This is a genomic window from Rhodococcus sp. KBW08 (genome assembly GCF_003852455.1).
Classification (GTDB): Bacteria; Actinomycetota; Actinomycetes; order Mycobacteriales; family Mycobacteriaceae; genus Rhodococcus_F; species Rhodococcus_F baikonurensis.
The window spans coordinates 26,196-47,217 of the sequence record NZ_QAJJ01000006.1 but is presented as its reverse complement, the minus strand read 5'-3'; the positions used below and the strand labels follow the sequence as shown (position 1 = coordinate 47,217).

23 protein-coding genes and 1 tRNA gene are annotated in these 21,022 nt (G+C 61.7%); 18 read left to right on the top strand and 6 right to left on the bottom strand.

What is annotated here, in order from left to right; genetic code table 11:
* Window positions 1-15 precede the first annotated feature (15 nt).
* Window positions 16-519, top strand: a complete 504-nt coding sequence (locus tag DBV08_RS07920; protein WP_124567067.1) for a CD225/dispanin family protein — start codon at window positions 16-18, stop codon at window positions 517-519.
* 70 nt (window positions 520-589) lie between these two features.
* Window positions 590-1,669, top strand: coding sequence for a redox-regulated ATPase YchF (gene ychF / locus DBV08_RS07915; protein WP_054188760.1), 1,080 nt, complete (start codon window positions 590-592; stop codon window positions 1,667-1,669).
* A gap of 16 nt (window positions 1,670-1,685) precedes the next feature.
* Here the strand turns inward: ychF and DBV08_RS07910 are convergent, their stop codons facing one another.
* Window positions 1,686-2,648, bottom strand: coding sequence for a pseudouridine synthase (locus DBV08_RS07910; RefSeq protein WP_124567066.1), 963 nt, complete (start codon window positions 2,646-2,648; stop codon window positions 1,686-1,688).
* A gap of 188 nt (window positions 2,649-2,836) precedes the next feature.
* On the opposite strand from DBV08_RS07910, the gene DBV08_RS07905 reads away from it, so the two are divergent.
* A tRNA-His gene (locus DBV08_RS07905) sits at window positions 2,837-2,909 on the top strand.
* A gap of 300 nt (window positions 2,910-3,209) precedes the next feature.
* Here DBV08_RS07905 and DBV08_RS07900 read toward each other — a convergent pair.
* Window positions 3,210-4,307, bottom strand: coding sequence for a glycerophosphodiester phosphodiesterase family protein (locus DBV08_RS07900; RefSeq protein ID WP_185564517.1), 1,098 nt, complete (start codon window positions 4,305-4,307; stop codon window positions 3,210-3,212).
* Between the two features lie 63 nt (window positions 4,308-4,370).
* A complete protein-coding gene (locus DBV08_RS07895) occupies window positions 4,371-5,228 on the bottom strand; it encodes a PE-PPE domain-containing protein (protein WP_124567064.1) in 858 nt (285 codons plus the stop codon).
* 107 nt (window positions 5,229-5,335) lie between these two features.
* Between DBV08_RS07895 and DBV08_RS07890 the strand changes: the two genes are divergently transcribed.
* The 7 genes from DBV08_RS07890 to DBV08_RS07860 all read left to right on the top strand — a co-directional run bounded on the left by DBV08_RS07890 (window position 5,336) and on the right by DBV08_RS07860 (window position 9,990).
* A complete protein-coding gene (locus tag DBV08_RS07890; protein ID WP_124567063.1) occupies window positions 5,336-6,301 on the top strand; it encodes an L-lactate dehydrogenase in 966 nt (321 codons plus the stop codon).
* 40 nt (window positions 6,302-6,341) lie between these two features.
* The gene (locus tag DBV08_RS07885) at window positions 6,342-6,728 is read left to right on the top strand and encodes a phage holin family protein (RefSeq protein ID WP_003945275.1); all 387 of its coding nucleotides are present in this window, start codon (window positions 6,342-6,344) and stop codon (window positions 6,726-6,728) included.
* Window positions 6,725-7,090 carry a VOC family protein gene (locus DBV08_RS07880; protein WP_124567062.1) on the top strand — a complete coding sequence of 122 codons (366 nt, stop codon included), beginning with the start codon at window positions 6,725-6,727 and terminating at the stop codon, window positions 7,088-7,090. The genes DBV08_RS07885 and DBV08_RS07880 overlap by 4 nt, the downstream gene beginning before the upstream one ends.
* A gap of 75 nt (window positions 7,091-7,165) precedes the next feature.
* The gene (locus DBV08_RS07875; protein ID WP_124567061.1) at window positions 7,166-7,642 is read left to right on the top strand and encodes an SRPBCC family protein; all 477 of its coding nucleotides are present in this window, start codon (window positions 7,166-7,168) and stop codon (window positions 7,640-7,642) included.
* A 32-nt stretch (window positions 7,643-7,674) separates the two neighbouring features.
* Window positions 7,675-9,003 (top strand): WS/DGAT domain-containing protein, encoded by a 1,329-nt coding sequence (locus DBV08_RS07870; RefSeq protein WP_124567060.1) that lies wholly within the window; start codon window positions 7,675-7,677, stop codon window positions 9,001-9,003.
* 20 nt (window positions 9,004-9,023) lie between these two features.
* A complete protein-coding gene (locus DBV08_RS07865) occupies window positions 9,024-9,587 on the top strand; it encodes a mismatch-specific DNA-glycosylase (protein ID WP_124567059.1) in 564 nt (187 codons plus the stop codon).
* Between the two features lie 52 nt (window positions 9,588-9,639).
* Complete coding sequence (locus DBV08_RS07860; RefSeq protein ID WP_003945214.1) at window positions 9,640-9,990, top strand: hypothetical protein; 351 nt, start codon at window positions 9,640-9,642, stop codon at window positions 9,988-9,990.
* A 60-nt stretch (window positions 9,991-10,050) separates the two neighbouring features.
* On the opposite strand, the gene DBV08_RS07855 is transcribed toward DBV08_RS07860, so the two are convergent.
* Together DBV08_RS07855 and DBV08_RS07850 are read right to left on the bottom strand one after the other, a co-directional pair.
* Window positions 10,051-11,748 (bottom strand): fumarate hydratase, encoded by a 1,698-nt coding sequence (locus DBV08_RS07855; protein ID WP_029536802.1) that lies wholly within the window; start codon window positions 11,746-11,748, stop codon window positions 10,051-10,053.
* A 114-nt stretch (window positions 11,749-11,862) separates the two neighbouring features.
* Entirely contained in the window at window positions 11,863-12,984 is a 1,122-nt protein-coding gene (locus tag DBV08_RS07850; protein ID WP_124567058.1) for a winged helix DNA-binding domain-containing protein, read from the bottom strand.
* 271 nt (window positions 12,985-13,255) lie between these two features.
* On the opposite strand from DBV08_RS07850, the gene DBV08_RS32795 reads away from it, so the two are divergent.
* From DBV08_RS32795 to DBV08_RS07815, 8 genes are all read left to right on the top strand, one after another.
* Entirely contained in the window at window positions 13,256-13,387 is a 132-nt protein-coding gene (locus tag DBV08_RS32795; protein WP_255246888.1) for a hypothetical protein, read from the top strand.
* Between the two features lie 348 nt (window positions 13,388-13,735).
* The gene (locus tag DBV08_RS07845; RefSeq protein WP_124567057.1) at window positions 13,736-14,740 is read left to right on the top strand and encodes an alpha/beta hydrolase family protein; all 1,005 of its coding nucleotides are present in this window, start codon (window positions 13,736-13,738) and stop codon (window positions 14,738-14,740) included.
* 50 nt (window positions 14,741-14,790) lie between these two features.
* Complete coding sequence (locus DBV08_RS07840; RefSeq protein ID WP_260395367.1) at window positions 14,791-15,723, top strand: alpha/beta hydrolase family protein; 933 nt, start codon at window positions 14,791-14,793, stop codon at window positions 15,721-15,723.
* An 85-nt stretch (window positions 15,724-15,808) separates the two neighbouring features.
* On the top strand, window positions 15,809-16,288 hold the full coding sequence (locus DBV08_RS07835; protein WP_003945229.1) for a VOC family protein: 480 nt from the start codon (window positions 15,809-15,811) through the stop codon (window positions 16,286-16,288).
* A 110-nt stretch (window positions 16,289-16,398) separates the two neighbouring features.
* Window positions 16,399-17,361, top strand: coding sequence for an iron-siderophore ABC transporter substrate-binding protein (locus tag DBV08_RS07830; protein ID WP_260395366.1), 963 nt, complete (start codon window positions 16,399-16,401; stop codon window positions 17,359-17,361).
* A gap of 168 nt (window positions 17,362-17,529) precedes the next feature.
* Entirely contained in the window at window positions 17,530-18,228 is a 699-nt protein-coding gene (locus DBV08_RS07825; protein WP_124567143.1) for a CPBP family intramembrane glutamic endopeptidase, read from the top strand.
* A gap of 69 nt (window positions 18,229-18,297) precedes the next feature.
* On the top strand, window positions 18,298-19,698 hold the full coding sequence (locus DBV08_RS07820) for an amidohydrolase family protein (RefSeq protein ID WP_124567055.1): 1,401 nt from the start codon (window positions 18,298-18,300) through the stop codon (window positions 19,696-19,698).
* A gap of 1 nt (window position 19,699) precedes the next feature.
* Window positions 19,700-20,641: an antibiotic biosynthesis monooxygenase gene (locus DBV08_RS07815; protein ID WP_124567054.1), complete on the top strand. Its 942-nt coding sequence runs from the start codon at window positions 19,700-19,702 to the stop codon at window positions 20,639-20,641.
* Here the strand turns inward: DBV08_RS07815 and DBV08_RS07810 are convergent.
* Window positions 20,629-20,859 (bottom strand): PLD nuclease N-terminal domain-containing protein, encoded by a 231-nt coding sequence (locus DBV08_RS07810; RefSeq protein ID WP_185564515.1) that lies wholly within the window; start codon window positions 20,857-20,859, stop codon window positions 20,629-20,631. The genes DBV08_RS07815 and DBV08_RS07810 overlap by 13 nt on opposite strands.
* Window positions 20,860-21,022: the final 163 nt, after the last annotated feature.

The following is a 21,022-nucleotide window of genomic DNA, read 5'->3' as shown; positions in this document are numbered from 1 at the left end:
CGACTCTTTGGGGGAATGATGACCGAACCGCAATATCCGACCGACCCGCAGGATCCGAAGGAGCAGCAGTATCCGACGGGCCAGCAGTATTCAGCCGGTCAGCAATATTCAGCAGGCCAGGAGTATCCGACGGGCCAGCAGTATCCGACCGACCCGCAGTATTCAGCCGGGCAGCAGTATCCGACCGGTCAGCAGTACAGCGCGCCCCAGCAGTACAGCGCCGCTCCCACGTACGCGGCGCCCCAGTACGGTCCGCCGAAGGCCAACGCGGGATGGGCCGTCGCGTCGATCCTGTTCTTCTGGCCTATCGCGTTCGCGGCGTTCAACCATCTCCACGACATCTACCCGAAGTGGGCGATGGGCGATCACCAGGGCGCGCAGTATGCGTCCGAGCGAGTGAAGAAGCTCGGGCAGATCTCGCTCCTCATAGCCGTCATCTGCTGGGTGCTGTTCATCGCGTTCTACGTCATCTTCCTGGTTGCGATCGTGTCGTCCGTCGATTCGTATACCTACAACTGATCACCTGCCGCGACGTGACGGTGGGGCGAGTACCCGTCACGTCGCCGCGAGGCCGTAGAATCCACAGACCGTGAGCCTTACCCTCGGAATCGTCGGACTGCCCAACGTCGGCAAGTCCACCCTTTTCAATGCACTGACCAACAACGACGTGTTGGCAGCGAACTACCCGTTCGCGACCATCGAACCCAACGTCGGCCTGGTCGAGCTGCCCGATCCGCGGCTGCAGAAGCTCGCCGAGATCTTCGGCTCCGAGCGCATCCTCCCCGCGACCGTGTCGTTCGTCGACATCGCGGGAATCGTGAAGGGCGCGTCCGAGGGCGCAGGCCTTGGCAACAAGTTCCTGGCCAACATCCGTGAAGCGGACGCCATCTGCCAGGTAGTTCGCGTCTTCGCCGACGACGACGTCATCCACGTCGACGGCAAGGTCGACCCGGCCTCCGATATCGAAGTCATCGAGACCGAGCTCGTGATCGCCGACATGCAGACCCTCGAAAAGGCTCTCCCGCGTCTGGACAAGGAAGCTCGCAAGAACAAGGAGCTCAAGCCGGCGCACGACGAGGCACTCAAGGCCCAGGCCTTCCTCAACGAGGGCACGACGCTCTTCAGCGTCAAGGACAAGCTCGACTTCTCGCTGCTGCGCGAACTGAGCCTGCTCACCACCAAGCCCTTCCTGTACGTCTTCAACGCTGACGAGTCGGTGCTCACCGACGAGGCGAAGATCGCGGAACTGCGCGCTTCCGTCGCGCCGGCCGACGCCGTGTTCCTCGACGCGAAGGTCGAGCAGGAACTCCTCGAGCTGGACGAGGAAGACCGCCAGGAAATGCTCGACTCGATCGGTCAGACCGAGCCGGGCCTGCACGCTCTCGCGCGCACCGGCTTCCACACTCTCGGCCTGCAGACCTACCTGACGGCTGGTCCGAAGGAAGCTCGCGCCTGGACCATCCACAAGGGGGACACCGCGCCCCAGGCTGCCGGCGTCATTCACACCGACTTCGAGCGCGGCTTCATCAAGGCTGAAATCGTGTCCTTCGACGACCTCGTCGAGGCAGGTTCCATGGCCGCGGCCAAGGCTGCCGGCAAGGTCCGTATGGAGGGCAAGGAATACGTCATGGCCGACGGCGATGTGGTGGAGTTCCGCTTCAACGTCTAGATCTGGCTTCGGGTCCTCACCGCACGGGCATCTCGCTGAGCGCCCGACGTGTGACAAACCGCCGTGGTCTCCCCGACAGCGGATCGGTGAATTCGAGTTCCCTCGCGAGCAATTGGAGTGGGAGGGAATGATCGTCCGGGGCGTCGGGAAGCAGGTCGGGGTATCGCCGGTCGCCCAGGATCCCGGTGCCGAGAGCTGCCAGATGCACCCGTAACTGGTGCATCCGTCCGGACTGCGGACGTAGAACCGTGTGCAGCACAGCACGTCCGGAGGCGCTCACGCCCATCCCTCGCGCCTCGATCATGGTCTCGGAGTTGGGTTCACGGCTGTCGTCGACGACGACCCGCAACTCGCCGCGTCGAGCTTCGATGTGGTTGCGGTAAACGAGAGGGACGTCGAGCGCTGGCGCATCCTGGTCCCACCGGGACGGTCGCGCCGACACCGCCTCGTAGACCTTCGTGACCTGCCGCTTCTCGAACAGTGACTGGTACGCGCCGCGCGTCGCGGGGCGGGCCGAGAACATCACCACCCCTGCGGTGCCGCGGTCGAGTCTATGGATCGGGGTCAGATCTGGGTTGTCGAGACGGACCCGCAGTCGGACGAGCGCCGACTCGCGGAGGTAGCGCCCGCTGGGGGTGGTCGGGAGAAAATGGGGCTTGTCGATGACGACGAGATCGTCGTCGAGGTGCAGGATCTCCTCGCGGAACGGCACCGGGTCCTCCGCCGGTAACTCGCGGTAGTACCAGACGAACCGGTGCGCGCTGAGCTCGGTGCTCCGGCAGATCGGGTGGCCGTCGATACCCACGAACTCGCCGTCGTCGAACCGCCGATACAGGTTTTCGGCGTCCAGATGGTCGAACTTGGCTACGACGTACTCGGCGATCGTCGTCCACGGCCCAGAGAGCGGGATGCGTAGGCGCGTCGGGCCAACCCCGTTCTTGACGGGCAGCGGTGGGGACATGGACACACAGGTAATCATCCCATCGACTGCTGGTCAGCGGTGATTCGGTGCGGCCTTGCCGGAGACGTCCCCGCGGGGACGTGGGGACCAACTCGGACCGGTGATCACCAGAGATCGTCGAGTCGGAAAATCAGTAGCGCAGGCGAGATGCGGGCCCGTATGGTTCGGCAGAGAAAGGTCGCAGTCGAAAAGCACTGCGGTCCATACCTTCTGTAGCTCAATTGGTGAGAGCACCCGACTGTGACTCGGGCGACGGCGGATCGTAACCGCCCAGAGGGACTCAGTTCAGATACGGCTGACGTGAGGCCTCTAGGCGCAGAGACCGGCAGCCCTTTGCCTGCACAGTTGCCGAACGAGCCTCAGTCGGTATTCCCTGAATCGCCGAACAGCATTCCAGTCACCCGCCATTTCCGCGTCGGCAAGTAGGTATTCGCAGTTGTCCAACTGATCCTTCAAAGACATCATCAGAATTCACCTCCGATCACCCGAGCAAGTACCTGTCCAGGATGCGTCCGGCGACACCCCGCGGACATCGGCCGAAGTACCTGTTCAGGTACCTGCTTCGGTGCGCGGTGGAGGTTACTTCTTGAGCGCAGGCGCTGGTAGCGGCATACCGCGCTCGGACAGGACGGCGCGGAGACGGTCAGGGTAATCGGTGATGATTCCGTCGACACCCAGGTCTATGAGGGCGTGCATGGTGGCGGGATCATCGACGGTCCACGGGATGACCTTCATGCCACGCGCATGTGCGCTCGCGATCATGTCGGCTGTCGGGTACAAGGCGAAGCCGGGGTCGCCGACCTTTCCACCCTGGGGAGTTCCTTGGACAGGGGAGTAGGCGGAGGCGCCGAAGGTTGCCACCGCCGCGATGCCGTCGCCACCGAAATCATCGATGTCCAGACCACCGAGCCACGGTGACGCTCCGTCCTTGCCTACCTGGAGAAAGTCGCCGTTGGTGAGCGCGACGACCGGCACACTCGGCGCGAGTTGACGGGTGAGCATGAGTGAGCCCCAGTCGAAGCTCTGAATGGTGACGCTGTCCAACAATCCGGCTGCCCGGATCGTGTCGAGAACTACGGAGACGAACTGCTCACGCGGCGCGGTCTCGTGGGGCGCTCCCGCTTCCACCTTGGTCTCGATGTTGAGCTTGATTCCGGGTGCGTTGTACGACTTCACAAGAGCGAGGACGTCTTCGAGCGTCTGCATTTTCGCTCCCGGAACACTCTGCTGCTCAGGGTATCCGGCAAGGGGGAGCGTGCCACAGTCCATGGTTTTGATCTGTTGCAGGCTCAGTGTGCTGACGAATTTTCCGACGTACGGGAACTCCGGGTCACCCGCAGTTGCCGGCTCGGTGTCGAGGCATTTCTTGTTCGAGATCTTACGATCGTGCGTGACGACAGCGATCCCGTCTTCGGTGATCTGGGTATCGAGTTCCAATGTGCTGACGCCCATTTCGAGAGCGTTGGAGAATGCGGCCAGGCTACTCTCCGTGTACAGGCCGAGCCCGCCGCGGTGGGCTTGGACGTCGAACGTCGAAACCGGCTGGGGCGCTGAACTACCGAACGAACCGGACCAGTCGAGACTTCCGGTGGGCGATGCGGCGGCCGGGGCCGCCAGGGCGGTGAGGGGGAGTGCGACGGTCACGGCGGCACACGACAATATTCTGCTCAGTTGCATGAAAGGAAACGTAGAGGCGCCGAATGGCCCACTGGGGTTCGTTAGGTAAACTAACGGTAAAGGTCAGGCCGCGTGAATGCGCTGCTCGATGCCGTTCGCTTGGACCTTCATCCACGACGCCAGAAGCTCGCACCCGGTCAGTCCGCTCTCGTCGAGAGGTTCGATCGCGTAGCTGATGTGTCTACCGCCGCGAGGGTTCTCCAGCTGAAAGCGGCTCAGGTTCAACCGCGTCGGCAGATAGCCGAGTACTTCGAGGAACGCGGTGCGAATGCGTCGTAGATCGGTACGCCACTGCTTGGGGCTGAACCGAGTCTTCTGCGCGTTCTGGAAAGCATTGCTGCGAAGTAGTTCCCACACCTTACGTGACCACACGCGTGCCTGGGAGAAGGACATCCAGCGCGTCAAGTCGGCGATGTCGCGAATGTAGCTGTCGTCGCTGGCATTACAGATCATGTCCTGTGGGTGCCCGATCCACTTGACCGGAATCCACGGGTGGACTTCGGGTCCGTCGCCGGCAACGCCGTGTCCCTCACAACCTTCGATGACACCGGCCGGTTGTTGAGGATCCGAGATCAATCCGACTCCGATGATGTTGGCGCCGTTCAGCGTCGGAGAAGTCAATGTCGGAAGTGCTGCGCGGATCACACTGCATCCCTGGGAGTATCCGATCAGCATGACTGGGCCGTCTGTCTGTGCGATTTCGGCAGTGAGGGCCTTCACACCCATCGCGGTGCTGTGCCGAAAGCTCAGGCCGCCGTCGGCGACCGGGCCGTACGACGCGGGATAGGCGACCCAGCGAGAATCGAATCGACTGTCGAGTTCGTCGGTGACGGCACTGAGGAGTCCGCGCACACGGGCGCCGTCGTCGCCGACGTGGGATTCGCCGGTGCCGCCAACTGCAAGAACGGTTACCTCAGCCATGCCAGCGATGATCCACGTCGATTCTGAGAGGTCGGCATCCAAACCCTGAGAAGAGGCTGGCAATCCGTTGTGCTGCGAAATCGTTATGGAACGAGCACCATTTACCCATGACGACGCCGAATCGTTCATCCAGGCGCAAAGTGTCCGTGGTCGGGGCGGGAAGCGTCGGCACCGCGATTGCATACGCATGCTTGATACGCGGATCAGCCGACGCCCTCGCCCTCTACGACACCAACAGGGCAAAGGTCCGCGCCGAAGTTTTCGATCTCAACCACGGAACCCAGTTCACACCGCCGTGCACCGTCGAGGGAGGCGATGACATCTCGGTCACCGCGGGATCGGACTTGGTCATTGTCACCGCGGGCGCCAAGCAGCATCCCGGCCAGTCGCGACTCGAACTTGCCGCGGTGAACGTCAAGATCGCACAGACTTTGACCGAACAACTGTTGTCGGTGTCGCCGGACGCGGTTCTTCTCTTCGTCACCAACCCGGTCGACGTGGCGACCTACGCCGCGATCCAGGCCGCTGGACCGCCGTACAGCGGCCGAATTTTCGGATCGGGGACGGTGCTCGACACGGCCCGATTGCGATTCCTGCTGGCCACCGAACTCGGAGTCGCAGTCGAGAACGTCCATGCCTTCATCGTCGGCGAGCACGGGGACTCCGAGATTCCGCTCTGGTCGAGCGCAACCATCGGCGGAGTGCCGGCAACCTCGTTCGTGGGACCGTCGGGCGGCGTCCTCGGCCCCGACCTACGCGCGAACGTCGCGAAGTCTGTGGTCCGCAGTGCTTACGAGATCATCGAAGGAAAGGGTGCGACCAACCTCGCCATCGGATTGTCGAGCGCATTCATCGCGGAAGTCGTGCTGCGGGACGAACAACGGGTTCTGCCGGTATCGACTTTGCAGACCGGCGTCCACGGACTCGAGCGCGTTTGTCTGTCCCTTCCCACGATGGTTGGTCGTGCGGGTGCCGGTCGAGTCCTCGAAATACCGCTATCTGAAAAAGAGGCTTCGGGCCTCCGATCTTCTGCCCGTACATTGCGAGAGGTGCAGGAATCTCTGGGATTGTGAATATCTGTTCTCCTCGATATCCGACATATAGGATCAACAAATGATCAGCTTCCTGATTCGCGCCGCGATCTTCCTGGGTTCTGCCGCTGTCGGGCTTCTTGTTGCGTCGTTGATTCTTTCGGGTTTCTCGGCGCCCACATCCGGATTCATCGTTGCGGTCGTGATCTTTGCGATTGCGCAGTCGGTCCTGGCGCCGTTCATCGCCACAGTGGCGAAGCGACACGCACCGGCATTTCTCGGCGGAATCGGATTGGTATCGACGTTTGTCGCTCTGTTGGTGGCGTCGCTCTTCTCCAATCTGTCGATCTCCGGTGTCTCGACGTGGATTCTGGGAACCGTCGTCGTGTGGCTGGTGACCGCAGTTGCGACGCTGGTTCTTCCGTTGTTGTTCGTGCGTAAGAAAGTTCAGGAGAAGAAGGCACAGTGACGCGCGCGAACATCGGTATGGACTACACAGTCCTGGACTGTCCGGATCCGGCCGCATTGGCCAGCTTCTACGTCCAGGTCCTCGACTGGAAAAGTGTTCGCGACGAGGACGATTGGCACGTGATCGAAGGACCCGGCGGGGAGCGGCTCGCGTTTCAGCTCGCTCCGGATTTCGTTCCGGTGGACTGGCCGACCTCCGGCGTCGGGATCCATCTGGATCTGCTCGTCGATTCTCTCGACCCCGCGGAAGCTTGGGTGATCAGCCTGGGTGCGCAGCGGGTGACCGGCATCCCGGAGCATCAGACTTTCCGCGTCTACCGCGACCCGGTCGGTCACCACTTCTGCCTGTGCCTGCGGGGCTGAGTGCCGACTCGCCCCGATCTCGTCGACCGTGGATAATTCCGAACACTTGTCACGCCGCGGAATTGGAGATCGACGATGGCTTCGCAGAATTCCGACGAATTCCTGGTAGAACGTAGGACGATCGTCAAGGCAGAAGCATCGGACGTCTTCGCGCTGATCAACGATTTCCACCAGTGGACGCAGTGGTCGCCCTGGGAAGGTCTCGACCCGGCAATGCAGCGTACGTACGCGGGTCCGGACGCGGGCGTCGGGGCTTCGTACGCCTGGGCGGGAAACAAGAAGGCGGGCTCCGGCTCGATGGTGATCACCGAATCCGTCCCGAATGAACGCGTAGTTCTGGACCTGGCCTTCCTCAAGCCGTTCAAGGCGCAGAACGTCACCACCTTTCTCATCTCGCCGAATGCCGGTGATGTTCAGGTGACGTGGAAGATGACCGGGAAGAAGAATCTGTTCTTCAAGATCTTCGGTTTCATCTTCAGCATGGACAAGCTCGTCGGTAAGGATTTCGAGAAGGGCCTGTCTCGGCTGAAAGCTGCTGCAGAAAAGAGCTGACAAGCCGGTGGTACCGTCTCCCGGTGTTACGGATGACGCCCACCGACGCCCAAACTTTCTGGATTTCGGAGAAGATCCCGAACGATCAGCTATTGCTCTACTGTTTCGACGGTCAGAGCCAGTCGATCGACGAGCTACGCCGCTCAGCGGTGGAACGAGCGTCGCTCATTCCGGATCTCAATGTTCGGATTCGTGAATCACCGTGGCACCTCGACTATCCGGTCTGGGAACCCATGCCGGTCGATGCCTCGTTGGTGAGAGTGCATGAGCTGACCGATGACTCGTGGATCTCGTGCATTCAGGGAATCGAGAAACTCCTCGAGAACCACGTCGATCCGCGCGAGTCGCCGTGGGCGCTGCACCTGTTTTACGGCGTCACCGGCGTGCCGCGCTGCAGTGGCCCGGCGCTGATCGCAGTTCTGCAGGTCGCGCATTCTCTGGCAGACGGCAAACGGGCGTCGGCGATTGCTCGCCAGCTGTTCTCGCCGCAATCGCCCGCGCAGCCGAAGACGGACGTGCGGCGTAGCGGATCAGCCGAGATTCTGGGCCGCGCCGCCTTGCGCCTGCCGGGTCAACTCGTTTCACTGTTCCGCGACGGCCGGGCTGGGCACCGAGCGCAGTTGCAACTGCAGGCCGACACCGAATCGGGAGTTGTTGCGCCGCAGGCGGCGAGCCGTCCCAAGGTGCGCTCCAACATCCCTCCCGGACCTCACCGATTGGTGCGCATGGTCGTGCGGGACAGCGCAGATTTCCGTGGCGACGGCGTATCCGTCACGGTCGGAGCGATGACAGCCATCTCGCTGGCGATGGCGAACTACCTCACCGAGCGAGACGGCTCGGTACCGCCGGAACTGGGAGCTGAGGTGACCATCGCCAAGGCGGGTACACCCACGGCGCGCAACCACTTCCGCAATGCAGGTGTCGGACTGTTCCCGGACGTCGAAGATCTTCGTGAGCGAGCCCAACGGATCAAGGAGTCGATGGACGAGCGTCGCGCACGAGCGTCCCATCCGTCCAGTGCAGCGTCGGATCTCGCGCTGAACGCGGTTCCCGGCCCGCTGGTCCGTTGGGGCGTGCAGCAATACGATTTCACGGCGGTGCCCGACGAGGTCACCGGCAACACCGTGGTGTCGAGTGTCGCGCGCGGTGAGGCGGATCTGATGCTCGGAGGCGGCGTCGTTCGGTTCACCGCCGGCTTCCCGAGTTTGTCACCGGTCATGTCGTTGACCCACGGCGTACACGGTATCGGGGACACGGTGACGATCAGCATCACCAGCAGTCCGGCCTCGATTCCGGACATCGACGTGTACGAGCAGATGATGCACGACGCGATCGACGAGGTGCGCGAGGCGCTGTCGTGACGGCCTGATGTACTGGGAGCATGGGATTCACGCGCGCCGAGCTGGAGTCTTTCCGAGACGCCGAGATCGAGGATCTGATCGGGCCGAATTGTCGGCTGCTGTTCGTCGGTATCAATCCGGGACTGTGGACTGCCGCGACGGGCGCGCATTTCGCGAGGCCGGGTAATCGGTTCTATCCGGCACTGCTGCGGGCAGGCATCATCGAGCGTGCGATCGACCCCTCCGCGGGTATGTCGGACGCTGACACACAACATCTGATCGATCGGGGAGTGGGGATCACCAACTTGGCGGTGCGGGCAACTGCGCGCGCAGATGAATTGTCGTCGGAGGAGCTCGCAACTGGCGGAGTCCGGGTCCGAAAGATCGTGCGCGCAACCAAACCAGTAGTCGTTGCCTTCGCCGGGATCACCGCCTATCGAACAGCTTTCGGTGACAAGAAGGCGAAGGCCGGGCGCCAAGTCCGCGATTTCGAGGGGGCAAAACTGTGGATCGTGCCCAATCCCAGTGGCCTCAACGCACACGAGACGGTGGACACCTTGGCAGCGAAATATCGTTCCGCCGCATCCGAAGCCGGAATTCTCTGAGAGAAGTCGCAGTTCCGTTCGGCCAGAACAAGGTACAAGTTAAAGTGCTTGTATGTCTGTTCTATACAACGTCTTTGTAGTGATTCACCTACTCGGTATGGCTGCCCTGGTCGGTAGCTACTTCACCGTCCTCAAGGCTCCTTCGATCACCGAGGTCATGGTGTGGGGTGCCAGGATGCAGTTCGTGTCCGGCCTGATCATCGTCGGGTTGGGCGAAGGCGCCCTGGACAAGAACTACATTCACGCGAAGATCGCTGTGAAGCTGGTGCTTTCGCTGGTCATCGTGGCGCTTGCCGAGATCACCCGTGCGAAGCAGAAGAAGGGCCAGCCCAATCCGAATCTGGTACACGTCGTCGGCGGTTTGTCGATCGTGACCGTATTCGTGGCCGCGCTCTGGACCTGACAAAGACACAAAAGAGCCCCGGCGATCGAAACTCGCCGGGGCTCTTTGCTGTTGACGTGTCTACAGGCCTGGACGCTTACCGATCGTCAGGGTCACTTCACCGGTATGGGCGAAGAAGTCGTTGCCCTTGTCGTCGACGACGATGAACGCGGGGAAGTCCTCGACGTCGATCTTCCAGACGGCTTCCATCCCCAGCTCGGCGTACTCGAGGATGTCGACCTTCTTGATGCAGTCGAGTGCCAGGCGAGCTGCCGGTCCACCGATGGATCCGAGGTAGAAACCGCCGTGGGTGTTGCAGGCGTCGGTGACCTGCTTGGAGCGGTTTCCCTTGGCGAGCATGATCATCGAGCCACCGGCGGCCTGGAACTGCTCGACGTACGAGTCCATACGGCCGGCCGTGGTCGGGCCGAACGAACCGGATGCCATACCGTCGGGTGTCTTGGCGGGACCGGCGTAGTACACCGGGTGATCCTTGAGGTACTGCGGCATCTCTTCACCTGCGTCGAGACGCTCTTTGATCTTGGCGTGCGCGATGTCGCGTGCCACGACGAGCGGACCGGTCAAGGAGAGACGAGTCTTCACCGGGTGCTTGGAAAGCTCGGCGAGGATCTCCGACATCGGCTTGGTCAGATCGATCTTGACCGCAGCACCCTTGCCGGTACCCGAAATGCCATCCGTCTCTTCGTCGAGCTGAGCGTCCGTGACCTCGGGCAAGAAACGGCCAGGGTTGAATTCGAGCTGTTCCAGGAACACGCCCTCCGGGGTGATCTTGGCCTTCGCCTGTCGATCGGCCGAGCACGACACCGCAATGGCGACGGGCAAGGAAGCACCGTGACGGGGGAGTCGGACGACGCGGACGTCGTGGCAGAAGTACTTGCCGCCGAACTGGGCGCCGATACCGATCTTTTGCGTGAGCTCGAAGACCTTCTTCTCGAGTTCGTGATCTCGGAAGCCGCGACCCGTGATGGCGCCTTCGGTAGGCAGTTCGTCGAGATAGTGTGCCGACGCGTACTTCGCCGTCTTCATCGCGAACTCGGCCGAAGTACCGCCGACGACGATTGCAAGGTGGTACGGCGGGCAGGCAGCAGTACCGAGCGAGCGGATCTTTGCCTCGAGGAACTGCATCATCGAGTCAGGGTTCAGGATTGCTTTGGTTTCCTGGTACAGGTAGGACTTGTTGGCGCTGCCGCCGCCCTTGGCCATGAAGAGGAACTTGTACGAGTTCTCGTGTCCGGCAGCAGTATCGGCATACAGCTCGATCTGTGCGGGCAAGTTGTTGCCAGTGTTCTTCTCGTCCCACATCGTGATGGGGGCGTTCTGCGAGTAGCGCAGGTTCAGACGCGTGTAGGCGTCGTAGACACCGCGGGCGATGGACTTCTCGTCGTCGCCGGGGGTGAGTACGTGCTGTCCACGCTTGCCCATGACGATGGCGGTTCCGGTGTCCTGGCACATCGGCAGAACGCCGGCAGCGGCGATATTGGCGTTCTTGAGCAGATCGAGCGCTACGAACTTGTCGTTGTTCGAGGCTTCGGGATCGTCGAGGATGCTCGCGAGCTGCGTCAGGTGATCCGTGCGCAGGTAATGAGAGATGTCGTGCAGCGCCGTTTCGGTCAGCAAGCGCATTGCTTCGGGCTCGACCTGCAGGAAGGTGCGGCCGTCCGGTCCCTCGACTGTCGACACCCCTTCGGTGGTGAGCAATCGGTACTCGGTGGTGTCATCACCGATCGGCAACAGGTCCTCATAGAGGAAGTCGGCCATCATCTCTCCTGAACAAGGGTGCGTGCGAAGGTCGTATTCAGGTTATCGTTGGGGGTTTCCTTCTCTGAATCGGGGCGGGTGTGAGCTGGAATTATCCGGATACCACTGGCTCGATCAAGATACTTCGACCAGTTCGGAGAGCTCGACGCCGCGAAATTCGGCAAGGATTTCGGCCTGCTCGGCCACCGCTGCGCGGGCCGATCGTGACCACGTTCCCCACGGGGTGACCGCGACCTTCAGCTTCTTTCCGGACGCCCGCGGTCGCCACAGTCCGGTGATCGTGCCGCCGACCACCACCGTGCCCGGTCGCCCGAGGGTTGGCCACACCGTCTTCTGTGCGTCCGGATCGGGAACCAGGGTGTCCCGATCCTTGAGCTGTACATACGGATCGAAAGGCCCGAGTAGGCGAGTGCTCGAATCGGTGGGGGAGCCGAGCAAGTCTTCGCGGTCCTGTTCGAGAATCCACCGCTTCTCGCCGTTCACCTCGATCTCCTCGGTATCGGTGGGCCAGTGGGTCCTGACGTCCTTGACCGGGGCATCGAGAAACGACGCAACGAGAGCAGGAGTGGCGGGGCCGTAGAAGCGCAAATATCCGCGGATCACGTCGAAGCGAGGATCGGCGTCCGAACCTGAGGATGTGTACGGGCGTCGGCGCCAACCCGGAATGCGTTCGAGCACTGGGGGAGATGTGCCCGGCTGCAGCTCGAGGCCTGCCTGAAGTGCCGCGAGCCGGAACGGCATCTCGTACAGATGGGTGGCGTTGCACGGGCGGCAGAATCTCAGATACGGCTCGGTGACCCGGGTGGTCAACTTCACGGACATCTCGCCCTTGACGGTTGGTTTGGAGACGATGTCCCGCATCGCGGTAGCAACTGTTTGCAGAGCGGTCAGGGTCGGAATGCCGGCGGCCTTCAGTGGCCGGTTCGCGTCGTAAATGCGTTTGGCTGCATCAGCTTCGCTGAACGGGGACGTGGCGACGGCGACAGCAGGCAGGTCGCGACGACGGTAGTAGTGGGGAGCGCCGCGCAACGTCCAGGCAAGAGCGAGGTCAGTGGCGTCGCCGCGGACGCCGCGGATCCGCAGTGCCCACGCGGCGCCGTCCGGTCCGGTGTTCTGAATCCCGAGGTCGAGTATTGCGCAGTCGTTGTGATCGGCATCACCGGAATGGGGCCTGTCGAGTTGATGGCGGTGCCACCGGAAATTAGCTACCTGCGTGAGTGAGGTTGCGCTAGACATGATTTCAGTTTACTGGTGGGTAACCGCAGGATTTGGGGTGGTTGATCAATGTGGCGACAGAATTGGTCAGATTCGACCGATTGGCCGGAATTTTTTCAGTAGCAGGCCTTATTAGTCGAAATAATGACCCCATTGTCGAAATCCTTTGCCAACTGGTCGTTCGTATGATTACTGTTACCCACGTCACGGATACATTACAGATGTGACGCAGCTGTCACAGCACTGTCGGGTGCTTTGGGCAGCTGACCTCTGACTTCTCTAGGAGATTCACATGGGTTCACTGATGTCGATCGTCGAACTTGCACTCAAGGGCCTCGGCTCGGTCGGTGCCGGCGACCAGTTGTTCGAAACCTTCATCGGTTCGGTTCAGACGAACACGGGCAGCCTCAAGCCCCTCCTCTGATCCTGCTCGCTGGAATCGGATCGTTCGACCACACAACTTCCGCTCGGGTGACCGAGACCTAAACAACTGTAGGAGTTTTCATGGGATCCTTCGAAATCGTGGGGAACGTCATCACGGCTGTCAACAACGTCGGCACCGCATTCTTCAATTCGCTGACCGAGCTCAGTGGCGGCACGGTTACGCCCAAGTAAGCGCCGTCTGACGAGAAAGGCTCACGCACTCGGTGCGTGAGCCTTTCCGCGTCGATCGGAACTAGGTCGACCGGATCGAGTTTTTCCGATCACGTCGGGTTTGTCTCTTTCAGCCGGTACCGTTCGAAAGGTTCCGCTGCCGAAGAGAGTGACCCCGATGATCGAGACTCGTGCTTTGCGAACGGTTTTCCGCGTCTTCGTGGCGTTGGCCACGGCAGTATGTGGGCTCCAGCTCCTCACGGCACCGGGTCACGCTCAGTCGGTGGACAGCAGGCTGGTCGACATCTCGGTGTACTCACCGTCGATGGGGCGCGACATTCCGTTGCAGGTCTTGCGACCCGCTGATACCTCGAGGCCCGCTCCGACGCTCTACCTACTCAACGGAGTGGACGGAGGCAAAGACGATGCGACGTGGTCGGTGCGGACCGATGCGCCGAAGTTCTTCGCGGACAAGCACGTCAACGTGGTCACCCCTCTGGGCGGAGCATTCAGCTACTACACCGATTGGGAGCGGCCGGACCCCGGCCTCGCGAAGTCCGGCAACAACAACGGGGTCAACATGTGGACCACGTTCTTGACGGAAGAACTACCGCCGGTGATCGATTCGATGTTCGCGACGACCGGCGAGAACGCTCTGGCAGGCTTGTCGATGGCAGGCACGTCGGTACTGGATCTGGCTATGGCGGCGCCCTCGCTGTACAACAGTGTCGGGTCCTTCAGTGGGTGTGCGATGACGAGTCCCGGCATCGGTCAGGACTTCGTGAAACTCGTGGTTGCAGTGGGTGGCGGTGACGCGGAGAACATGTGGGGTCCGTACGATGGTACCGGCTGGCCGGCTCACGATCCGGTTGTCAACGCGGACAAGTTACCTCGCATCCCGATGTACATCACCACTGCAACCGGGATTCCGGGTCCGTACGACGCACTTGCCGATCCACGGATCGGCAACGACGTCACAGATTTGGCGTTGCAGCTCGTTCTCGGTGGCGGAATCGAGGCGGCAACGCACTACTGCACCACCCAGCTTGCGGACAGGACGAACGCATTGGGTATGAACAACATTCGCTACAACTTCAAGCCGGCAGGAACGCATTCATGGGGATACTGGGAAGACGACTTACACGACTCGTGGCCGATGATCGCCGCGTCGCTCGGCGTGTGAGGTCCCATCGAGCGAGTCTTCGAAGCGTAGGTCTCGTCGGCGCGCTCGCCTTGATTTCACTACTTGCGCTGCCCTCGACCGCGCTCGCCGACGAGACCCCGAAGATAACGGGCGTCACCGAACTGTCTTCGCGCTTGGTTCTTCTCGACGTCGCGAGTCCCGCTATGGGGCGCACCATGCAGGTGAAAGTACTGCTTCCTGCCGACCGCTCGGAACCGCGCGGGACGCTGTATCTCCTGGACGGCAATTCCGGGCAGATCGAAGAGAACAACTGGTTGGCCCCGGCTAACGGCGATATCGTCCCGTTCTTTGCCGACAAGAACGTGAACGTCGTACTCCCCATCGGTGGAACAGGCACCATGTACACCGATTGGCAGGAAGACCATCCGAAATTCGGTCGTCTGAAATGGGAGACGTTCCTGACGAAAGAGCTTCCCCCACTGATCGACACGAGGTTCGCAACGAACGGACACAACGCAATCGGTGGGATCTCGATGGGCGCAGAGGCCGCGCTGATCCTGGCCCAACGCTCGGCCGGGTTGTACGACGCAGTCGCGGGCTACAGCGGCTGCTACACAACCGTCGGAGGATTCGGCAAGGCGTTGACCGATCTTGTGGTCGTCAACGGAAATGCCCGTTCGGAGCAGATGTGGGGTCCGGCAGGCAGCGAGGCTTGGCAAGAGCACGACATCTTCGCCAATGCCGACAAGCTACGCGGCACCAAGGTGTATCTCGCCTCGGGATCGGGACTGCCAGGCCCGCACGAAACTCTCGATACTCCTGCCCTGGGGCGTGTACTGGTCGTCGGCGGGGTCATGGAACTGGGATCGAACCTGTGCACCGACCAGATCACGCAGGTGTTGCGCGATCGCGGAGTCGATGTCACCCGCAGCGCTCAACCGGTGGGGACGCACGGTTGGCCGTACTGGCGCGACGAACTCGTTCGCTCCTGGCCGATGCTCGACTCTGCGTTGTCGTCTTGAGTAATTCCTTGCGATGAGTTTCCGCTTCGGGTCGGGTCTATAACCGAGTACACCTGATTCGTCACCTCATCGACAAGGACAGAACATGCCTTCCATCACTCCCTGTTTGTGGTTCGACAACCAAGCAGAAGAAGCAGCAAACTTCTACATCTCGGTGTTCGGTTCCGGGCAGATCCTGGGAATCGAAAGGTACGTCGAGGGATCGCCTTCTGGAATGCCGGCGGGATCGGTGATGACCGTCAGCTTCGAGCTCGACGGTCAGCGATTCACCGGATTGAACGGCGGACCGATGTTCACATTCTCGGAAGCAGTGTCTTTCGAGATTCCGTGCGTCGATCAGGCTGAGGTCGATCACTACTGGTCCAGGCTGACCGAAGGCGGAGAAGAGGGCCCGTGCGGATGGGCCAAGGACAAGTTCGGATTGTCCTGGCAGGTAGTCCCGAATCGCCTTCTCGAACTGATGAAGGATCCGGATCGGGCCAAGGCGCAACGCGCCACGGACGCGATGATGAAGATGAAGAAGATCGACATCGCAGAGCTCGAACGGGCCGCGGACGCATCCTGAACACGATCTGGCCGATGGGCGACAGTCTTCGTTAGCTGATGCTAGCCTTCCCTAATTCTCGCTGGAGCGTTGGAGGAGTGCTGGTAACCATGCGAATCAAAGTCTCTGGAATGAAGATTGCAGTCACGGCCTTGGCGGCCTCGCTCGCCGTCGCCGGGCTTGCCGGCTGCAGCAGCGACAGCGCTGACGCACCCGCGGAGGCGGGAGCAACCGTCTCGACCATGTTCGGCGACGTCGAAGTTCCGGCCAACCCGCAGCGCGTCGTGGCGCTCGGTTGGTCGGACGCCGAAACAGCACTTGCCCTCGGAACGCAGCCGGTCGGTGTCGCGGACTGGATGGCGTTCGGTGGCAAAGGCGTCGGACCCTGGATTGCGGACGAGTTCACCACAGACCCGAAGATCCTCGGAACGATGGACCTGAGCGTCGAGGACGTTATTGCTCTAGAGCCGGACCTGATCTTGTGGACACGAAGCGACAACACGCAGGCCACCTACGACAAGCTGAGCGCTATCGCGCCGACGGTCGGGCCGCCGCCGGGTCTGACCACTGCGTACGGGACGACGGTCGAGCAGCAGACCGAACTCGTCGCGGAAGCTCTCGGTAAGGAAGCAGAAGGAAAGGCGCTACTGGTCGGCCTCGACGCCAAGTTCGACGCCGCGATTGCCGCCAATCCGGCCTTCGCGGGCAAGACCGCGGCGGTCGGCGCCTACAGTTCCGATGGTTACGGCGCATATGTACCCGGCGACGCACGCGCCGACTTCATGACCCGACTCGGCTTCACGATCCCGACGGCGATCACCGAAAAAGCCACCGGCAACTTCTACATCCCGGTCGCCAACGAGAACCTGAATCTGTTCGACGCCGACCTGACCGTGCTGTTCCCGATCTTCCTCGACAGCAGTGCGTTTGCGAACGATCCGCTACTGCGCGCAATTCCTTCGGCTCAGCAGGGGCATTTGTTGATCCTCGACGATCCCGCGCTCGTCAACGCGTTCTCGAGTGGCTCGGTACCGGGGTTGACCTACGCAATCGACAACGCCGTTCCGAAGTTTGCGAGCACACTCGGCGCCTGATCAGAGCTGTTTCGGGATCTGTCCGTCACTGTGCGCGTGTTCGCAAACAGTGGCGGGCAGTTCTCGTGCGTCGGTACACTGGAAAAAGTGAACTTTCAGCTAACGAGCGGCGGCCCAGTGGAGATCGGTCCAGTGGAGATCGCAGCGACCGCTCCTCGTTTTCCACGTATGCACGCATATGTGGATATCGCTGTCGTCGTCGTGGTCTTGGTGGGAACCAATCTGATCGCGCATTTCACCACCGCATGGGCAAGCATCGCCACGGTCCCCATTTCTGCTCTCGTCCTGTTGGCGCTCACCAAGCGCCGGGGGATGGGGTGGGCGGAATTAGGGCTCTCACCTCGTGATCTGCGGCGGGGTTCGAAGTACGCTCTTGCCGCCGTCGGCCTGGTCCTGACCGTAGTCGCCGTTGGCGCGTTGCTCCCCCTCACACGTCCTTTCTTCATGGCGGATCGCTACGCCACTATTTCCGGCGCGATCATCGCGTCGATGATCGTGATCCCGCTGCAGACCGTCATTCCCGAAGAGTTGGCCTTCCGCGGCGTCCTGCACGGCACGTTGAACCGGGTCAGCGGATTCCGGGGCGTCGCCGCTGCCGGTTCACTGATGTTCGGGCTGTGGCACATCGCGTCGTCGATGGGTTTGACCAGTGGTAACGAAGGGCTTTCCGGCTTTCTGGGGACCGGAGTCGTCGGTCAGGTTGCCGGAATCCTCGGAGCTGTTCTCGCAACCGCTGCAGCCGGCCTCGTGTTCACCTGGCTTCGTCATCGCAGTGGCAGCCTCATTGCGCCGATTGCGCTGCATTGGTCGTTGAACGGGGCAGGCGCATTGGCTGCGGCTCTTGTTTGGCACGCAACTCTTGCTTGATCCCAATATCTGACAAAAAGGACAGCATTCGCCGCGCGGCGCCGGGTAGTTCTGTGCTTTGCTCAGTGGGTGACGCACCTTCATCGAGGCCATGTCTTCCACATTTCCGGTCGTCCGACGGTTGAGGATGCGGCGCAGTCGCTCGTCTCGATCCCGGACGGCGTGTTGGCGATCGACGATGCCGGAACGATCGTCTACTGCGGAGAATTCGAATCACTCCCGAGCGATCTCGAAGGTGCTGAAACCCACGACCACCGACCGGGATTCCTGTTGCCCGGCTTCGTCGACGCTCACATTCATTTCCCGCAGACTTACGCCGGCGATGCGTACGGCGGCGGTCAACTCCTCGAGTGGCTCGATCTCTGTGTCTTTCCCTCCGAATCGAGGTTTGCCGATCCCGAGTTCGCCCAGCACGCTGCCGAGGCCTTCTGTTCTCGCCGAATCGCCACGGGAACCACGGCCGCGATGGTGTTCGGATCGGCCTTCCCGCACGCGCAGGACGCGTTGTTCTCGGAAACTCTGAAACGCGGCCTTCGAGTGGTCAGCGGCCGCGGGATTCAGACCACCGGACCGGCCTCCGCTGCCGCGCTGATCACCTCGGAAGAGGACGCGATCAGACTCACCAGCGAGGAGATCGACAAGTGGCACGCATCCGACACCGGCGACGTGAACACCGCACTCATTCACGTTGCAGTTGTTCCCCGCTTCTCCCTCGCGGTGACAACACGGACATTGAAGGATCTGGGGGAGTTGTACGACTCGGTCCGTGACCGGGGCGTCTACTTTCACAGCCATCTCAACGAGAACAATCGGCCCGGAACGGGCGAGGTGGCAACCACGCTCGCCGAGTACGAGGTCGAGACCTATCTCGACACGTACGACGGCAAGTTCCTCCCCGGCTCGCAGGTCGGCGGAAAGAGCTTCCTGGGTCCACGTGCGATACTCGCTCACTCGGTGCACTGCCAGGACTCCGAACTCGCACGAATGGCCGAGACCGGAACCTCGATCGCACATTGCCCGACGTCCCAGCAGTTTCTCGGCTCAGGCACCATGCCCTGGAAGCGCACCGTGGCGTCAGGGGTCAACATCGCGATCGGATCGGATTTCGGCGGGGGCGACGAGTGCCTGCTCACCCGAGTCCTCGGCGACGCGTTCAAAGTTCACATCTCCGAAGCCGGCGACGACGGAGTGTCGATGCACCCCGCCGAACTGCTGTTCACCGGAACACTCGCCGGTGCTCGCGCGCTGGACATGGAGAACCGGATCGGCAACTTCGACGAGGGCAAAGAAGCAGACTTCCTGGTGATCGATCCGGCCGGATGGCCGCCGCTCGCCGGGCTCGTCAACCACGGAACGCGTTCGGACGATCCGATTCTCGCCCGCGACCAAACGCTCTTCGGGCTCCTGATGGCGATGCGTGAGCCCGCGATTGCGCACGTATACGTGCAAGGGCGCCGGGTGTCGGGCTGACGTGTCCGCAACTGCCATCACCGGGTACCACCGAACGAGTTCGGGATTCCGGGCGTGGGTCGAGCGCGCGGCCGAGACCGCCGGTCGATTCGACGGCTACCTGAGCTGTGGCATAAGTGATCAACCGGAACCGGTGTCGCACGGCGTGTCCGTCACGTTCGAAAGTGCCGACGATCTACACCGTTGGCTCGAGTCGAGTGATCGCCGCGATCTCGAAAGATCCGCTGCTGCAACGGGAATTCTGGCGCAGACGAGTGATCTCGTCCTGGTCGACGGCGTGCTGCCGCCGCCCGGTATCGGTGTGTACGACCATGCCGTCGTCGTGGGCAAGGAGAACGAGTTTCTGCGAACGCAACGACACCTCATCGATCTCAGTTCGCGATTTTCCGGCTACGAATCGGTGATGTTGTTGCGGTCGGTCACCGACTCCACCCAGTGGAAGTCCGTTCTTCGGTTTCGGACAGAACAGCAGTTGGCGGTCTGGATGGCGTCACCCGAGAGGGCCGCAGCACTACCGAAACTGCGGGCCGAGTTGGCCGAGGACTTCACCGAGACCACGCGGTCGACACCGTTCGGCACCATCCTGCGCACGGAGAACGGGCAGACTCGTGCGACGCCGAATTGGAAGACGGCGATGATCATCCTGCTCGTTCTCTATCCGACAGTGATGACCCTGTCACGATTTCTCGGTCCGCTGCTCGACGGAATCGGAGCACCTCCCTGGCTGTCGATGTGGCTGAGCCAGATAATCAGCGTCGGCGCCATGACGTGGTTTCTGATGCCCACGGTCACGCGGTGGTTCCGCCATTGGCTGGACCCGGTCGACGGTGCTGTTCCCCGCACCAATTTTCGCGGCGTCGCGGCGGTAGTAGCGGTGTACGCAGTGACTCTGACGCTCTTCGCGTCCGTGAAGTGGCTGCAGTTCTGGGACTATTTCGACTGAATCCGGCCTCGGCGGAAGTACGCGAGCGGCCCGAAGAAGTTGACGAAGATGATCGCCGCCCACTTTTTCTTGCTGCCGTTGACCGTATCGGCAGGGCGTCGCGCCAAGTCTGTCCACGCGGCGATCGCCAGCAGGGACTGAATCGTGGCGAGCAGGGCGACGACGCGGCGCTGCGCGGGTGACAGCCCACTCCAGGTTTTCTTCTTTGTGAGGTTCATGGTGTCCACCTTGCCCTCGAACGTCCGATCGGTGTCGAGATCGGGTTGTTATCGGTGCCCGAAGTTCCTCGAATCGGTGTGAATAGCATCACTATGATGACCGATAGGTACGGTCCCGCGGGCCGTCGGGGCGGTCGTTTTCGGCGTAAAGATCTCGCTAACT

What these genes read in the sequence shown, in the direction of transcription:
- DBV08_RS07920 (WP_124567067.1), top strand. Translation starts at nt 16, where the DNA reads ATGATGACCGAACCGCAATATCCGACCGACCCGCAGGATCCGAAGGAG.
- DBV08_RS07910 (WP_124567066.1), bottom strand. Translation starts at nt 2,648, where the DNA reads ATGATTACCTGTGTGTCCATGTCCCCACCGCTGCCCGTCAAGAACGGG.
- DBV08_RS07900 (WP_185564517.1), bottom strand. Translation starts at nt 4,307, where the DNA reads ATGCAACTGAGCAGAATATTGTCGTGTGCCGCCGTGACCGTCGCACTC.
- DBV08_RS07895 (WP_124567064.1), bottom strand. Translation starts at nt 5,228, where the DNA reads ATGGCTGAGGTAACCGTTCTTGCAGTTGGCGGCACCGGCGAATCCCAC.
- DBV08_RS07890 (WP_124567063.1), top strand. Translation starts at nt 5,336, where the DNA reads ATGACGACGCCGAATCGTTCATCCAGGCGCAAAGTGTCCGTGGTCGGG.
- DBV08_RS07885 (WP_003945275.1), top strand. Translation starts at nt 6,342, where the DNA reads ATGATCAGCTTCCTGATTCGCGCCGCGATCTTCCTGGGTTCTGCCGCT.
- DBV08_RS07875 (WP_124567061.1), top strand. Translation starts at nt 7,166, where the DNA reads ATGGCTTCGCAGAATTCCGACGAATTCCTGGTAGAACGTAGGACGATC.
- DBV08_RS07870 (WP_124567060.1), top strand. Translation starts at nt 7,675, where the DNA reads ATGACGCCCACCGACGCCCAAACTTTCTGGATTTCGGAGAAGATCCCG.
- DBV08_RS07865 (WP_124567059.1), top strand. Translation starts at nt 9,024, where the DNA reads ATGGGATTCACGCGCGCCGAGCTGGAGTCTTTCCGAGACGCCGAGATC.
- DBV08_RS07860 (WP_003945214.1), top strand. Translation starts at nt 9,640, where the DNA reads ATGTCTGTTCTATACAACGTCTTTGTAGTGATTCACCTACTCGGTATG.
- DBV08_RS07855 (WP_029536802.1), bottom strand. Translation starts at nt 11,748, where the DNA reads ATGGCCGACTTCCTCTATGAGGACCTGTTGCCGATCGGTGATGACACC.
- DBV08_RS07850 (WP_124567058.1), bottom strand. Translation starts at nt 12,984, where the DNA reads ATGTCTAGCGCAACCTCACTCACGCAGGTAGCTAATTTCCGGTGGCAC.
- DBV08_RS32795 (WP_255246888.1), top strand. Translation starts at nt 13,256, where the DNA reads ATGGGTTCACTGATGTCGATCGTCGAACTTGCACTCAAGGGCCTCGGC.
- DBV08_RS07845 (WP_124567057.1), top strand. Translation starts at nt 13,736, where the DNA reads ATGATCGAGACTCGTGCTTTGCGAACGGTTTTCCGCGTCTTCGTGGCG.
- DBV08_RS07835 (WP_003945229.1), top strand. Translation starts at nt 15,809, where the DNA reads ATGCCTTCCATCACTCCCTGTTTGTGGTTCGACAACCAAGCAGAAGAA.
- DBV08_RS07830 (WP_260395366.1), top strand. Translation starts at nt 16,399, where the DNA reads ATGAAGATTGCAGTCACGGCCTTGGCGGCCTCGCTCGCCGTCGCCGGG.
- DBV08_RS07825 (WP_124567143.1), top strand. Translation starts at nt 17,530, where the DNA reads ATGCACGCATATGTGGATATCGCTGTCGTCGTCGTGGTCTTGGTGGGA.
- DBV08_RS07810 (WP_185564515.1), bottom strand. Translation starts at nt 20,859, where the DNA reads ATGAACCTCACAAAGAAGAAAACCTGGAGTGGGCTGTCACCCGCGCAG.